Here is a 14,608-nt window from a genome sequence, read left to right as displayed (position 1 = left end):
TCCCCGTCGTCGGACAGCACCGAGGCCTCGCCGAGGCCGCGCCGTCGCTGCCCTCCGCCCCGCCCGGCAGCCCCTGCCGGCGCGGCGCCTCGACGACAAGGAGCCCCATGACCGCCCTCCGCCGACCGGTGACCGTCACGTTCGCCCTCGCCGCACTCCTCGCGGCCAGCGCCTGCGGGGCCAAGGTGGACGAGAACGGCGACTCGACCGCCGACGTCGAGTCCTGCATCGACACCTCGGGCGACAGCGTCAAGATCGGGCTGCTCAACTCGATGTCCGGCACGATGTCGATCAGCGAGCAGACCGTGCGCCGGTCCCTGGAGCTCGCCGCGGCCGAGATCAACGCCGACGGCGGGGTGCTCGGCAAGCGGCTGGAGCTGGTCACCGAGGACGGCGCCTCCGAGCCGACGGTGTTCGCCGAGAAGGCGACCAAGCTGCTGCAGAGCGACTGCGTGGCCGCGGTGTTCGGCGGGTGGACCTCCAGCAGCCGCAAGGCGATGCTGCCGGTCTTCGAGGACAACGACGGCCTGCTCTTCTACCCCGTGCAGTACGAGGGGCTCGAGGCGTCGGAGAACATCTTCTACACGGGCGCGACCACCAACCAGCAGATCATCCCGGCCCTGGACTACCTGCGGACCGAGCTCGGCGCACAGTCCCTGTACCTGGTCGGCAGCGACTACGTCTTCCCGCGCACCGCGAACGCCATCATCACGGCGTACGCGGAGGAGTACGACATCGAGATCGTCGGTGAGGACTACGAGCCGCTGGGGTCGGTCGAGGGCATCCCGACGATCGTGAACCGGGTGCAGTCCTCCGGGGCCGACGCCGTCTTCAACACGCTCAACGGCGACTCCAACGTCAGCTTCTTCTCCCAGTACTCCAACGTCGGCCTCACCGCGGAGACCATGCCGGTGCTGTCGGTGTCGATCGCGGAGGAGGAGGTGCCCGGCATCGGGGTGGAGCGGCTCGTGGGCCAGTACACGGCCTGGAACTACTACCAGACCGTGCAGAGCCCGGAGAACGAGGCGTTCGTCGCGGCCTTCCAGGAGGCCTACGGCTCGGACGCCGTGACCAGCGACCCGATGGAGGCCGCCTACACCTCGCTCTACCTGTGGCGGAACATGGTCGAGGCGGCCGGGTCCTTCGAGGTCGACGACGTCCAGGAGGCGGCCGGCGGCATCAGCTTCGCCGCCCCCGAGGGCCCGGTGACGGTGAACGGGGACAACCACCACATCGCCAAGACCGCGCTCATCGGCCGGGTCAACCCCGAGGGTCTGATCGACACCGTCTGGTCCTCCGCCGGCCCGATCGAGCCCGACCCGTGCCTGGAGGGCTACGCCTGGGCCGCCTCGCTCGAGCGGGACGAGACCTACTGCTGACCCCGGTCGGGCAGGGATAGTCCCGTGGACGCCGTCCTCGGTCAGCTGTACGCCGGGCTCAGCCTCGGCTCCGTCCTCCTCCTGATCGCCCTGGGGCTCACGCTGACCTTCGGTCAGATGGGGGTCATCAACATGGCCCACGGCGAGTTCCTCATGGCGGGCGCCTACACCACCTACGTGGTGCAGCAGGTGGTCGGCGGAGCCGGGCTGTCGCTCCTCATCGCGCTCCCGCTGGCCTTCCTCGTCGGTGGCCTGCTGGGCGTGCTGCTGGAGACGACGCTGATCAGCCGGCTGTACTCCCGGCCGCTGGACACCCTGCTCGTGACGTGGGGGGTGGCGCTGGTCCTGCAGCAGCTGGCCCGGGACGTCTTCGGCGCCCCCGCCGTCGAGGTGCGGACGCCGGAGTGGCTGAAGGGCAACGTCGACCTGTTCGGCGCGCCCTTCACCAAGGGCCGGCTGTTCATCCTGGGGCTGGCCCTGACCGCGGTGCTCGTGCTCGGGGTGGTGCTCCGCTACACCGCGCTGGGCCGCCGGATCCGGGCGGTGGTGCAGAGCCGGGGCCTGGCGGAGACGTCGGGCATCGACACCCGCGCCACCGACCGGCTGACCTTCTTCATCGGATCGGGCCTGGCCGGCATCGCCGGCGTCGCGCTCACCCTGATCGCCTCGACGCAGCCCTACATGGGGCAGACCTACATCGTCGACGCGTTCCTGGTGGTCGTCGCCGGCGGTGTCGGGCGGGTGCGCGGGGCGGTGCTCATGGCCTTCGGGCTGGGCGTGCTGCAGGCGACGTTCGCCTACTCCCAGTCGGTGAGCACCGCCAAGGTGCTGCTGCTGATCTGCGTCATCGCCTTCCTGCAGGTGCGGCCGCAGGGGCTGTTCAGCGTCAAGTCGAGGAGTCTCGTGTGATCGGCAGTGCCACCCCCGCGGAAGCGGCAGCGGCCGAGGTGTCGGCGCCGCGGGCGCGGGGGCCGTGGACCGGGCGGGCGGCCATGCTGGCCACCTACGCCGTCGCGGCGATCGTGCTCTTCGGGGCGGCGCCGGCGATGCTGACGGACTTCCGGCTCCGGATGCTGGCGCAGTTCCTGTGCGTCGCGATGGTCGCCGTCGGCATCGGGCTGGCGTGGGGGAGCGGCGGGATGCTCACCCTGGGGCAGGGGCTGTTCTTCGGCCTCGGCGCCTACATCATGGCCATGCACCTGCAGCTGAGCAGCGCGGGCCCGAGCGGGCGGCCGGCGTTCATGGTGACCGGCAGCGACCTGCCGTGGTGGTGGGAGCTGTTCCGCAGCCCGGCGACGGCGCTGCTCGGGATCGTCGCGGTGCCCGGGCTGCTGGCCCTGCTGCTGGGGCTCAGCGTGTTCCGCCGGCGGGTGAAGGGCGCCTACTTCGCGATCCTGTCGCAGGCCTCGGCTGCGGCGTTCGCGCTGCTGCTGATCAGCCAGCAGAACACCATCGGCGGCTCCAACGGGCTGAGCAGCTTCCGCCAGTTCTTCGGGTTCGCGCTCAACGACCCGGTCAACCGGCGGATGCTGTACTTCATCGCCGCCGGCGTCCTCATCGCGATGGTCGCCGTCGTCCACCAGCTGCGGCGCAGCCGGTACGGCGAGCTGCTCACCGCGGTCCGCGACGGCGAGGAGCGCGCCCGGTTCCTCGGCTACGACACCGCGATGGTGAAGGTGGTCGCCTACGTGGTGGCCGCGGTGTTCGCCGCGATCGGCGGGGCCCTGTTCGTGCCGATCGTCGGCATCATCTCGCCGCAGAACGTCGGGGTCGTCCCGTCGATCGGCTTCCTGGTCGGCGTCGCCGTCGGCGGGCGGGCGACGCTGTTCGGCCCGGTCCTCGGCTCGCTGGCCGTCTCCTACGCCGGCAGCACGCTGTCGGAGCAGATCGAGTCGGGCTGGGTCTACGTCCAGGGCTTCCTGTTCATCCTCGTCGTCGCGTTCCTGCCCGGGGGGCTCGGCTCCATCGCCGCCGTCGTCCGCAGCCGGCGGCGGCGACCGGCGGCGGACGAGCTGCCCCGGGGGGTACCCGAGCCGGACGCCCCGGACCCCGAACCGACCCCGGCCGACGTACGCAGCGGAGGCGCGTGATGCGTGAGGACTACCTCGAGATCCGGGACCTGCGGGTGGAGTTCGACGGGTTCGTCGCCGTCGACGGGGTGAACCTGACGGTGCTGCAGGGCGACCTGCGGTTCCTCATCGGCCCGAACGGCGCCGGAAAGACGACGCTGGTGGACGCCGTCACCGGCCTCGTGCCGGCGACCGGCTCCGCGCGCCTGGACGGTGTCCAGCTGCTGGGCAAGAGCGTGCACCGGATCGCCCGGTCGGGGGTGGGGCGGACCTTCCAGACGGCGAGCGTGTTCGAGCAGCTGACGGTGCTGCAGAACCTCGACATCGCCGCGGGCGCGGCTCGGAACTGGCGGACCCTGCTGCGGGCGCGGTCGGGCATCCCGCCGACGGTCGAGCTCGCCATGGAGACGACGGGGCTCACCGCCCTGCGCGACCGCCCGGCGGGGGAGCTCGCGCACGGGCAGAAGCAGTGGCTGGAGATCGGCATGCTGCTCGTGCAGAACGCCACCGTGCTGTTCCTCGACGAGCCGGTCGCGGGCATGAGCGGCGAGGAGCGCGAGCAGACGGGGGAGCTGCTGCGCCGGATCCGCCGCGACCACGTGGTGATCGTCGTCGAGCACGACATGCAGTTCCTGCGGTCCTACGCGGACTCGGTGACGGTGCTGGCCTCGGGGAAGGTGCTCGCCGAGGGCACCTACGCGCAGGTCCAGGCCGATCCGCGGGTGCAGGAGGTCTACCTCGGGCCCGGCCACACGGCGGAGCCCGCGCCGGCGCTGGGGGAGGTGCTCTGATGCTCGAGCTCCGGGACCTGCGGGTCGCCTACGGCCGGACCGAGGTGGTGCACGGGGTCGACGTCGTCGTCCCGCGGGACGGCATCGCCGTCGTCCTCGGGCACAACGGCGCCGGGAAGACGACGCTGCTGCGCGCCGCGGTCGGCATGCTCAAGCCGCGGTCGGGCAGCGTGCTGCTCGACGGCGAGGACGTGACCCGGCTGCGGCCGCACCAGCGGGTGCGCCGCGGCCTGGCCTACGTGCCGCAGGGCCAGCAGAGCTTTCCGCAGCTCACGACGGCGGAGAACCTGCAACTGGTGGCCGACGGGCGGCGGGACGGCCGGGAGCGCACCGACGAGGCGCTGGACCTGTTCCCGGCGCTGCGCGGCCTGCTGGCCCGGCGGGCGGGCCTGCTGTCGGGTGGTCAGCGCCAGCAGCTGGCCATCGCCCGGGCGCTCATCACCGGGCCCCGCGTGCTCGTGCTGGACGAGCCCACCGAGGGCATCCAGCCGAGCGTCGTCACCGAGATCCAGGACGCGATCCTGGCCCTCGCCCGGCGCGGCGGGCTGTCGGTGCTCCTGGTCGAGCAGCACGTCGGGTTCGCCCTGTCCGCGGCGACGACCTACTACGTCATGGAGTCGGGCCGGGTGACCGGTACCGGGGACGGCGGCTCGGCCTCGGCGGACGCGGTGCGGTCGGTCATGGCCTTCTGACGGCCCGGTCCGGGGTTCAGTTCCGCGCCCAGCCCGGCGGCAGGGGCGGGATGATCACCTCGCGGGTGGCGTCGGCCGGGGGGACCGGGGCCCCGGACGCGGCGCTCGGCGGGGCCGTCGGGAGCACAGGGAGCACCGTCGGGCCGCTGGTCTCCGCGCCCCAGGACAGCACCGGCGCGACGGGCGGGGCGGGCTGCGGCCCGTCCGTCGACCACCGGACCTGCGGCTGCGGTTCCGGCAGGCGCGGCTGCTCGGTCGCCGGCTGCCAGGGCGGGCCGGGAACGCCGTCCTGCGGCGGGTGGAACGGGGCCGGCGCCGCGCCCGCCGGGCGCCGACCGCGCACCCGGCGGACGACGAACCAGGCGAGCAGGCCCAGCCCGGCGAGCGCGAGGCCGCGGGCGACCCAGATCCGCCAGCCGGAGACGTCCTCCTGCCCGATCAGGGCGAGCAGGCCGTGCCAGGCGAGCTCGAGACCCCGGCCGCGGCCGCTGGACGACCCGGTGTCGTAGCCCCAGGCGGCGAGCGCGGCGGCGACGGCCAGGAGGAGGAAGGCGCACCAGCCGATCTGCTTGGTGCGGGCGTGGTTCATGGCTGGCTCCCCAGGTTCGGGTCGGAGGTGCGTCACGGTAGCGGCGCGACCCCGGCCGGCTGCGGCACCCGCGCGCGGGGAAGGGCCCGACCGAGCGCGCCGGCGATGGCGAGCTGCCCGGCGGCCGTCGGGTGGAAGCTGAAGTTCCCGGTTCCCCAGATGTCACCGGGGATGCCGATCACCTGCCAGATCCACGGGGTCTCGCCCGCGCGGACGCAGGCGCCGTGGCCTCGGAACGTCGGCTCCAGGTCGACGTAGGTCCCGCCGAGCCGCTCGACGGTCTGCCGGATCAGCGCGTTGCCGCGCACGGTCAGGTCGTTGATCGTCGCCCAGTACCGCGGGGCGACGAAGCAGGGCTGCGCGGCGTCGGCGGACGTGGGGAACAGCAGCGGATAGCCGGTGACCAGCAGCCTCGCGTTCGGCGCGCGGGTGAGGACGTCGCGGTAGAACGCCTCGAGGCGGGAGACACCGCCGGGTTGCGGGGACGTGAGCTCCCGCAGCGCCGTCTCGGCCCTCGCGAGCTCCGTGGCGCAGGCGATCCCGAGCCGGAGGGTCTGCAGGACGCAGGCCGCCATGATCGTGGTGAAGCCGACGTCATTGCCGCCCACGCTCAGGGTGACGACCCGGGTGCGCGGGCCCAGCGCGTCCAGCTGGGAGGGCTCGCCGCGGTAGCCGTCGACCACGTCCTGCACCCCGGCGCCGCTGCAGGCGACGTTGGCCTGGTCCCAGCCGGTCCACGCGGAGAGCGTGGCGGCGAAGCCCGCGTGCCCCCAGGGCGAGCGGTGGCAGCCGCTGGCGTAGCTGTCCCCGTACCCGGGTGTCGACCGGAAGGGCGGGGCGCCCTCGCCGGAGCTGTACGAGTCGCCCATCGTCACGATCTGCCAGCCGCCGGCCGGGACCCCCGGAGCGGCCCGCGCGGGCGAGGCCCCCGCCAGGCCGGTCACGGCGAACAGGGCGACGAGCGCGGTCAGGCAGACGGCGCGGCGCCAGGAGGGCAGCCAGAGGCTCATGAGGGATCCCGAGGTGGGCACGTGCGCGGACGATGGACGTCGAGTTCCCCCTGCTCAGGGCGACCCTAGGGTCGCCGTCAAGCGGCGGCGCCGCCCGCCCGGGCGACACCCGTTCCGGTGGTCCGTGCCGGCCCGTGAGCGTGAGCTGTCCACAGGCACCCGGTCGGGCGTCCCACGGAACGCGTCCCTTCTCCTATGGTCCCCGCGTTCCGGAACCGTCAGTGCTCGATGGGGGTGCGTGTGCCGACTGCGACCAGTGCGCTCGAGGTCGTCGACGGCGAGGTGCGCGAGCTCATCCGCCGTCGCGGGCTCGACCCGCTGGTCGATCCGGCGCCGGTGCGGGTGCTGGTGCGCGACGTCGTCGCCGACTACTCCGAGCGGTCGCTGACCTCGACCCTGCCGCCGATCGGCGACCCCGAGTCCGTCGTCCGCGACGTGCTGGACCGGGTCGCGGGGTTCGGCCCGCTGCAGCGCTACCTGGACGATCCCGAGGTCGAGGAGATCTGGGTGAACGAGCCGGGCCGGGTGTTCGTCGCCCGGCACGGCCGCAGCGAGCTGACGACGACGATCCTGGGCGCCGGGGAGCTGGCCGACCTGGTCGAGCGGATGCTGCGCACCTCGGGTCGACGCCTCGACATGTCGACGCCGTTCGTCGACGCGATGCTTCCCGACGGCTCCCGGCTGCACGTCGTGATCCCGGACATGATTGACAGGCGTCTCGCTGACCTGCCCGCTTCCCTCAAATCGGCGGCCTGACCTGCGCTTATTGGAGAGGAAAGCAGTTGACCCTCTACGGCCGGATACGGGCATCTTGCGGACTTTCTGCGGACCCAGTGCGGACTGTAAGCCCCTAGACGGGGCCTGCCGCTGCGCGGATGGCCCGTCCGCTGCATCCGTACCGCCCTCGGCCTTCCATGCTGCGCAGCCCCTTGCTTGGCGCAGGCGCCCGCGACGGCCGCACCGGATGCCTGCCCCGAACACGCAGCGCCCCCAGGCCCTTGTTCCGCCGCTCTGCCAGACGCGGGGCTATGGGCGCGGTGATGGGTCTGCTTGGGCATCGATCCAGCTGCGCAGGTCGGCCCGGCGGTAGAGGACGCGCCGGCCGAGTCGGAAGCTGCGCGGTCCGGTGCCGAGGTGGCGCCAGTACCTGAGAGTGGCGACGGGTGCGCGGAGCATGTCCGCGGCCTCGGTGATGGTGAGCAGCTCGGGCTGGTGGCCGGCGGTGGGGTCGGGCATGGCTGGCTCCCGGGGTCGTCGGTGCTGGCGGTGCTGTCACCACAGAAGGCGCCATTTCCGGCCCGTTGGTGACACGTCACAGCCAGCTTTGTCTGGCTCTCTCCGGTTCTTCTCCGGCCGGTTGATCTAGTGGTCGCCGCGAGTGGCCCCCTGCCGACCTGAGCGGGCCGCGCGTGCGCAGCGGTTCTCCGGTCCCTGGTGACCACCGCGCGACTTAGCAGCGCCGCCGTGAACTGGACAACTACTGGAGGTCGGCTGTTGGCCTGCCTGACGTGCGCTTCTCCCGCACGGAGTTCCTCCGGGGCAAGGGGTACGTGTGAGCACGGTTCCCCGTCCACAGAGTCCGGACGGACGCCCCGGGCGGCGGGCGACCGTGGCCACGCTCGACTCAGGCGTGATTCATAGGGCCGGCCGCGCTGTCAGACCCTGTCGGCACACTCGACCGGAACCTGACGCCGGCCGGGAGAGGAGAACCCGTGCTCTTCGAGCCCAGAGCCGCCGACCTCGACCCGGTCGACGTGGAGAACGCACTCCTGCGGGCCGCACTGGGCGACTACTCAGACGAGGCCGCGGTCCTTCTGCTGATCACCTCCGGCCATTGGTTACCGCAGCTACAGTCCTCTGGGTTGATCACCCTCGATGGGAACGTCGACGGGGAGGGGCTGTGGGCTCACATCGCCTGGCCCGAACTCGACGGGGCCATGCGCATCGGCACAATCACTGGCACCAGCAGCCAACGCTGGGTGTTGCGCGCAGCCGCCAGCATCGCCGACGGCCACCCGGTCGACCTCGGCGACCTTGTCACCGGCCTCGACCGCCACGCCCTCACCCTCGTCCTTGCCGCCATGGCCCACGCCGCCGGAAGCCACGAACAGCACCACACGTCTCGCGACGCCGACGGCGTCCCGCAACCGGGTCACCGGCTGCCGCCGCTGGTTCCCTGGCCCCAGCCGCATTTGCAGTGACCTCGCACGGGTGTCCCTAAGGGCGGCCTATGGGACACCCGGCCGGTCGTCCAAAACAGCCATGCGATTCAACGCCTACTCGGCGTGAGGCCGCCACAAAATGACCTCCCCTGTGGTCCGTGCGCTCAGTACCGACGGATTGCCCGACGACACCGCCTGGCGCATACCACAGGGATCGGTATCCAGCTTCCGCGACTGGCTCAGCGGGAGCCCCTCCCCGGGCGGACGCGCGGATCACGGACGGAGCGAGACCTTCGCTGTGGCGAATAGCGCCCTACCGCGGCATCTACCCACTAAGTCCAGCCCGAACATCGGAGTCGGGTGTACGGGGTACCTTCAGCATCGCCGGCGTCCAGAAGACGCACTATCGGTTGACCGCCGAGCGTATGCGATCCTCTGCGCGCATCACCCATAACCAGTTTGACTCCTCGGCCCTGCCTAGTTTGCTGACCTCGGTTCGGCAAAGTTGGCGGGGAGCAGACACTGTGATGGATCGTCGGCGACAATGAGTCCCGGCGAGGCGCCTCTGGGAGAGAAGATGCATGAAGCTGATAGCGCCGGCCCGCCGCAAGAGACGCTACCTGGGCGGGAGAAGGTCGCGGAGCGGACCTCCGTCTGGCTCGAGCGGATGGTGCAGGTATTGCTGGGCGTCGTCTTGGGGCAGGCCTTCTTGAAGTATGAGAACGTGATCCTAACGGCCACAGCTGCCGATAGCCGGACTGCCACACTTGCTTTGGTACTAGTCTTCTTTATCGCACTTAGCAGCTGGATAGCACTGTCGCGTCGCGTCAGCGAAGCGCCATATGACCCCGACGGCCTGGCTGGCAAGGTTCGTTTCTACAGCGACGTGGCGGCGGTTTGCCTGTATGCATACCTCCTTATCCAAGTGAGACGCGTTTCTGAGCCACCACACTTTGGTGCGGGATCCTTGACCGACTTCTGGTGGGGGTGTGCGGCGGTGTTCGCCTGCTATGCGGTCGCCAGTTTCGCGCGAGGCAACCAAATTCGAGCCTTGATAGCAGCCGGTTCAACTCGTGCACCAAGGCCTTGGCGCGCCGTATCGGTGAGCGTATTTTTTATTGTCGTCGCTTCGTGCTACAAGGTCGTGGAGGTGAAGGACCTTCTTGCGGGCCATCGGCAAGGCCTAAACCAAATTCTTTTGCTTGGCGCGCTGGCGATGGCGGCGTTATACCGACTAATCTTGCCGTGGCGTACTGCCAAGCGGCGCCCAAAGGCAGTCGGCCGTTACGAACAGCACGTTGAAACTGAGCCCACACTTACAGCGGACTCTTCAGAGAATCCGGGCGCAGCCTAGCGGAACGAGGGGATGCTTAAGGGTTAGTTTTCAGTCGATCCATGAATGTTGCGAAGTGGCATCGACGACTCGCTTGACTCCCAGTCTCCACCCCCCGTTGAATATCTCTTCCGTGAATAGGGTCGCATAAGGCAACTCGCTTGCACGGCCGGCGCCAAAACCAAAAATGCGTTCTGACCCGATAACGGACTGTACCGTCCCCCTTGCTTGCGCAAGCCGAATGTAGTCGTTTCTCGCATTCTCTCCGGCGTAGCACTGTAGGCAGCGGAGCGCATCGGACATCAAATCGTCCGAATAAGAGAAGTAGAGTGTCGGCTGCAAGAGGTCGGCCCAAAGACCCCAAGCCCACCAAGGGCCCTTGTGACCGCTGTCTTCGATGGAACGTCGGGTGACCCGCCCAACCAGCTCGTGCGCATGGTGCGCGTCTCGCTCATGTGGTCCAATGATGAGCGCGGGGCGGTACTCGTCAATCAACTGGCGCAGAGTCTGGCAAAGCAACTCCTCGGCAGCCTCAAGGTCGTCGCCGCGAGACAGCCCTAGGGGTGGCTGTAAAACCTCCAGCTGAATCCCCGACAATCGTGCTGCGCACTCAACTTCCTGACGCCGTCGTTGATGATCCGGCGGTCTGCCTAGGCTGCAGACTAGGTTGATAACCCGTAAACCTGACCGACGGGCCGCCAGTAATACGGCACCGGCTCCTAGCATCTCGTCGTCCGGGTGCGGGCTCAGGTGAAGGATAGTGGGGGCTGGAGACTGGGTCATGCTGGCTGAACCGCTCCCAATAGCTCTAGCGCCTTCTCCTGGCGGAATGCGACAGTTGGCGGTAGTGCCTTAACGTAGCCCGGGACAAGTGCAAACTCCTCGGCAATGGCGATCAGGTTGATCGTCTCCCTGGTTTCCAGGTCCATAATGGTCCAACCGAGAGCTGCCAATATAAAAAGATGTGCTGAGTCATGCAAGGTGGACTCGCCAGGGTCAACGATCATTCCAGTCAAACCTCTCGCGGCCGCATAGGTGATGGGCGTACCTGCACATAAGCTCCGGTAAGATGTGCTCCGCAGTAGGGCTGGATACCGATCCAGAATTCTTGGGCAGCGCACTGTTCCTGCGGATGCGTTGATGAGCACGACATCGGGCTCGCCATCATGTGGCGGGTCGGGGATTTCGCCCAACGTACGGACGTCAACCGGTGTGGGATCTCCAATTGTTCGATCCGCGTATGTATCCCACTTGTGCAGATAGACCGATGCTTCCAGTGGGCGCGGGGTGCCGTCGGCGCGGTGTCGAGTCCGGTCAGTAAAGCTGACAGCGTGCCCGTCCGGCAGGGCGATAGCTCCACCCGCCAGGACGTGCTTCGCGTACGTCTGATCCCAAACAAATGCGAGTGCGACTGTGCTCCAGTTCTGCGCGGTGGCGGCGGCATTAGAGGTGCCATCCAATTCGTCAACGCGTAGAAATAGGGACCGAAAGTCAGAGCCGAAGGGTCGGGCCGGATTCTCCTCTGTTTCCATGCGAACACCATCGGGCATGCGCGCCTGCACGTCTGATTGACTAAGCCATCGTTCTGCCAACTCGGCATTAGCAAGATCGACCCGGCGGGGTGGTTGACCCGCGTGGTGTTGTCGGCCTGGGGCTCGATTGAAGGCTTGAATGTCGAACTCGATGATTTTTGCTGCATTAGCAGCAAGGGTTGTGGACAATTCAACGCACAAGTTTGTCGCATGCTCTTTGATATTGCGCCCCGTCGCCCAAGAGTCCATGGGGGCATGCTAGGCCAGCGCAGCCCGCTGCAGTGAAGATCATCCAGTCCCAGACCCGCGTCCCGTACCGGCGTCCCGTACCCGCGTCTCGGTCGGTCGGCGTCCCGGAGTCGTGGCCCCCTCTAGAATGACGCTCAGGACCGTACGAATGAGCGTCCCCACTCCGTTCCGGAAAACTATTGCGCGGACCGCCTGCCACGCCCTGGGTCCGCTAGAGGCGCTCAGCCACTTGTGAATCAAGTAGCGGGAGTTGTCCGCTCACGGTAGCCCCCCGGTGTCCCGTAGTGGGCCGCTTGGAGACACGACCTGCGGGCGAGCAGCGCAGCGCGCGGTGTGCAGTCCAGCAGCTAACGCGTCCCAGCAGATGGGGTTACGCCAGGCGCCGACGACTCGCCGTCGCGGACGGTGACGCGGTCACGTCTCTCGCGTCGCCGACGACTGGTCCGACGCCAGCTGAGAATGGTGTCGGTCAAGCTGACAACGAAGCGACCCGGGGCTCAGCGCGGAACGCCGCCCGGTAAGCCCGCTGACCCATACGGCGGAAGATCGCCGCAGTGAGTCCCAACAGCACGGCGCGGGCTGCTGCCTCCGCCCACCGCGCGTGCACGTGAGGACGATAGAGCCACCGATACATGTCGGTACTGGATTCACCCACATTCAAGCGAGCCAAGCGCTGAGACCAGGCACATCGCTAGATCGCGGCCGCGTCCCATAGTGGGCCTCGTCGTGACGCATCGACGATGCTGGCGACGTGACACTGACCGTCGTTGCAGCGATCGCTGTCCTGGCGTGCGTCTTGCTGACCTTCTGGTCCAAGCGCATTGAGAAGACGCGGGCGGCCAATCGTCCACGGGTCCCGGCGGAGCAGGCACGCGCCGAAGTGATGTCCGTTGCGGCAGGCGGTGCAGATCGTGACCGGATACGGGCGATCAAACTGCTGCGTGAACGCACCGGACTAGGACTGCTCGAGGCCCGCCACACGGTGATGCAGTGGCTCCAGGAGGAGGGCCGACGGTCAAGGCCATAGGCGGCACGCTGCGGCGAGAGTCCATCGTCCTGTCCCATAGTGGGCCGCTTGAGGACACCTCGCGCGGTGCTCGAAGGGCGGCCTTCGGGACACCTTCGAGTCACGCTTGGTGACACGGCCGGCGGGCTCGAAGATGCTGCAACAGCAGGTCAGGCCGATGTCCACATAGCAATCCACCCGTACCAATCATGACGGGCTAGTTCTGCTGAACGAGCCGGGCCGGGTGTTCGTCGCCGCCGCGGCCGCAGCGAGCTGACGACACTCCAGGCCCGGCAGTGTGGTGGCGGGAAGCCGCTGCCTGGACTGGTGCCTCAAGACCGGGCACGCCAGTCCAGGGGGCGCTGCCGCTGAGTCACCCCAGCGGCGGGGTGGGGTCCGCTCCGGCCTTGCAGCCCTCGATCGAGCAGCGCTCGTGGCGCATGCCCTTGTTCGGACTGTGCGCCGCCCTCACCGCCTCGGCCTTACCGGCCTTGATGAACTCGCGCATGGGGGCGAAGGCCCGATCCGAGTACTTGCGGAGAACGGAGTTGTTGTACGTGATGTCCCGGTAGCAACGGGGATCCTGGTCGACGGCGAGGTGGTCCCTGAGCGCGGTCGCGATGTGCTGCTTCACCCCGAGCGCGTCGGCGAGCTCGGCCTTCGTGCGGGAGAAGCGAGCGTTGAGATCGACCTCGCGGATCGCGGCCGACTCGACGTCGGCGTCCTCGGGGACGAAGTGCACGGCAGCGCCCTCGCCCTTCTTGTTGAAGTGCACCGTGACGTTCGGCCCCTCGCCGGTCACGTCCGTGGCCAAGTTCTCCAGGCGGGGGAAGACCTCGGCTCGGGTCTTGCCCGCCCGGATGCCCTTGACGACTCGGGCGACGTCCTTGTCGGAGACGCGGGTGTCCGGCTCCTCGTGAGCCTCCATTGCAAGCAGGGTGCGGATCCTTGCCTTCGCGGGCTCGGTCATCCGGCGCTTCGGCTTCAGGAGGTCGGCGATGGCGCTGTACTCCTCGTCGAGGAGGAGGTGGAGGTCGCGCGGAGGGTCTGTCGACAGGGGCAGGACCCGAAGGGGCAGGTAGGTGGCCAGCCGCTGCCCGAACACCCGGTCCAGCAGCTCGTCGAAGAGGGTGATCCCGGCACGAGCGTGCAGGTAGAGGATCTGCTCCGACACCTCGGCGAACCAGTGCTGCTCGTCGTCTCGCATCGCATCGATGGTGCGGAGAGTGCCCGCCTCGTCGTCGGTCAGCTTAATGACGGTGTCGTTCTGCGCCTGGTTGATGCACTTGTCCATCCCGATGGACCGGCCCGACTCCTTGTCGAAGACCCGGACGCGGTTCTGCACCAGCGCGGCCTTGAGCAGCATCTCGAACGAGTGCTGAAGGGACAGGAGCACCTGGGTCACCCGGCCGACGTCATCCGGTGAGTTGAACGCCGCTGTGGCTACCCGCATCGAGGCGATCGCCTTGCTGTGCAGAACCTGGGCGTCTCGCTTCACCGAGGCATCCTGTCCCATAGGCCGCCTTCAGAGACACCTCGCACTCCGTGCCTTCGGGCCGTCGCAGGCCTCGCCCGCCCCGGAGCGGAGGGTCATCGCCGGTGTCCTCGACGCGTGTCCTTAACTCCATCCGGCGACCGCGCGGCGACGGGCAGGGCCGGCATCCACCTGAACGACCCGAGGGCACACGGACCGCACCCCGCCGCTCCGACCTCTGAACGGAGTCCTGCCAAGACGATTTGAGGCCGCAACAACAGTCAGCGATTGTCAGAAGTGTCGCTGAATGGACTTAAGAACG

At 68.8% G+C, this 14,608-nt stretch carries 15 protein-coding genes; 9 read left to right on the top strand and 6 right to left on the bottom strand.

The annotated features are described in order from the left end of the window. The first annotated feature begins 107 nt into the window (after window positions 1–107). From urtA to urtE, 5 genes are read left to right on the top strand one after another with little or no spacing between them, the layout of a single operon-like run. Window positions 108–1,379, top strand: coding sequence for an urea ABC transporter substrate-binding protein (gene urtA / locus BMY88_RS07685; RefSeq protein ID WP_091941846.1), 1,272 nt, complete (start codon window positions 108–110; stop codon window positions 1,377–1,379). A gap of 24 nt (window positions 1,380–1,403) precedes the next feature. Further along, window positions 1,404–2,288 (top strand): urea ABC transporter permease subunit UrtB, encoded by an 885-nt coding sequence (gene urtB, locus BMY88_RS07680; RefSeq protein ID WP_091941844.1) that lies wholly within the window; start codon window positions 1,404–1,406, stop codon window positions 2,286–2,288. Then, entirely contained in the window at window positions 2,285–3,469 is a 1,185-nt protein-coding gene (gene urtC, locus BMY88_RS07675) for an urea ABC transporter permease subunit UrtC (protein ID WP_211435549.1), read from the top strand. The genes urtB and urtC overlap by 4 nt, the downstream gene beginning before the upstream one ends. Next, entirely contained in the window at window positions 3,469–4,239 is a 771-nt protein-coding gene (gene urtD / locus BMY88_RS07670; RefSeq protein ID WP_091941842.1) for an urea ABC transporter ATP-binding protein UrtD, read from the top strand. Before urtC ends, urtD begins: the two co-directional genes overlap by 1 nt. Beyond that, a complete protein-coding gene (urtE, locus tag BMY88_RS07665) occupies window positions 4,239–4,931 on the top strand; it encodes an urea ABC transporter ATP-binding subunit UrtE (RefSeq protein WP_091941840.1) in 693 nt (230 codons plus the stop codon). Before urtD ends, urtE begins: the two co-directional genes overlap by 1 nt. Before the next feature lie 16 nt (window positions 4,932–4,947). Here urtE and BMY88_RS07660 read toward each other — a convergent pair whose 3' ends face one another. Further along, window positions 4,948–5,520 (bottom strand): hypothetical protein, encoded by a 573-nt coding sequence (locus BMY88_RS07660; protein ID WP_091941836.1) that lies wholly within the window; start codon window positions 5,518–5,520, stop codon window positions 4,948–4,950. Between the two features lie 32 nt (window positions 5,521–5,552). Beyond that, a complete protein-coding gene (locus tag BMY88_RS07655; RefSeq protein ID WP_091941834.1) occupies window positions 5,553–6,530 on the bottom strand; it encodes an SGNH/GDSL hydrolase family protein in 978 nt (325 codons plus the stop codon). Window positions 6,531–6,770: 240 nt separating this feature from the next. Here BMY88_RS07655 and BMY88_RS07650 point away from each other — a divergent pair, with 240 nt between their 5' ends. Beyond that, window positions 6,771–7,286 (top strand): ATPase, T2SS/T4P/T4SS family, encoded by a 516-nt coding sequence (locus tag BMY88_RS07650; RefSeq protein ID WP_244524525.1) that lies wholly within the window; start codon window positions 6,771–6,773, stop codon window positions 7,284–7,286. A gap of 270 nt (window positions 7,287–7,556) precedes the next feature. On the opposite strand, the gene BMY88_RS07645 is transcribed toward BMY88_RS07650, so the two are convergent. Continuing rightward, window positions 7,557–7,766, bottom strand: coding sequence for a helix-turn-helix transcriptional regulator (locus BMY88_RS07645; RefSeq protein ID WP_091941832.1), 210 nt, complete (start codon window positions 7,764–7,766; stop codon window positions 7,557–7,559). A gap of 476 nt (window positions 7,767–8,242) precedes the next feature. Between BMY88_RS07645 and BMY88_RS07640 the strand changes: the two genes are divergently transcribed. Together BMY88_RS07640 and BMY88_RS23325 are read left to right on the top strand one after the other, a co-directional pair. Beyond that, window positions 8,243–8,731, top strand: a complete 489-nt coding sequence (locus BMY88_RS07640; protein ID WP_091941830.1) for a hypothetical protein — start codon at window positions 8,243–8,245, stop codon at window positions 8,729–8,731. A 505-nt stretch (window positions 8,732–9,236) separates the two neighbouring features. Then, on the top strand, window positions 9,237–10,046 hold the full coding sequence (locus BMY88_RS23325) for a hypothetical protein (protein WP_139220429.1): 810 nt from the start codon (window positions 9,237–9,239) through the stop codon (window positions 10,044–10,046). A gap of 30 nt (window positions 10,047–10,076) precedes the next feature. Here the strand turns inward: BMY88_RS23325 and BMY88_RS24840 are convergent, their stop codons facing one another. Together BMY88_RS24840 and BMY88_RS23320 are read right to left on the bottom strand one after the other, a co-directional pair. Next, entirely contained in the window at window positions 10,077–10,751 is a 675-nt protein-coding gene (locus tag BMY88_RS24840) for a PIG-L deacetylase family protein (protein ID WP_428978312.1), read from the bottom strand. Between the two features lie 53 nt (window positions 10,752–10,804). Next, a complete protein-coding gene (locus BMY88_RS23320) occupies window positions 10,805–11,806 on the bottom strand; it encodes a hypothetical protein (RefSeq protein ID WP_139220428.1) in 1,002 nt (333 codons plus the stop codon). Window positions 11,807–12,557: 751 nt separating this feature from the next. On the opposite strand from BMY88_RS23320, the gene BMY88_RS23315 reads away from it, so the two are divergent. After that, window positions 12,558–12,833, top strand: a complete 276-nt coding sequence (locus tag BMY88_RS23315) for a hypothetical protein (RefSeq protein ID WP_139220427.1) — start codon at window positions 12,558–12,560, stop codon at window positions 12,831–12,833. A 352-nt stretch (window positions 12,834–13,185) separates the two neighbouring features. On the opposite strand, the gene BMY88_RS07630 is transcribed toward BMY88_RS23315, so the two are convergent. Continuing rightward, window positions 13,186–14,310 (bottom strand): DUF3644 domain-containing protein, encoded by a 1,125-nt coding sequence (locus BMY88_RS07630; RefSeq protein WP_139220426.1) that lies wholly within the window; start codon window positions 14,308–14,310, stop codon window positions 13,186–13,188. Between the last annotated feature and the right edge of the window lie 298 nt (window positions 14,311–14,608).

Origin of the sequence: Trujillonella endophytica, from assembly GCF_900110555.1 — a bacterium.
In the GTDB taxonomy this organism is placed as follows: Bacteria; Actinomycetota; Actinomycetes; order Mycobacteriales; family Geodermatophilaceae; genus Trujillonella; species Trujillonella endophytica.
Note: the sequence above shows the minus strand (reverse complement) of the source record. Positions and strands in the feature narration are given on the sequence as shown.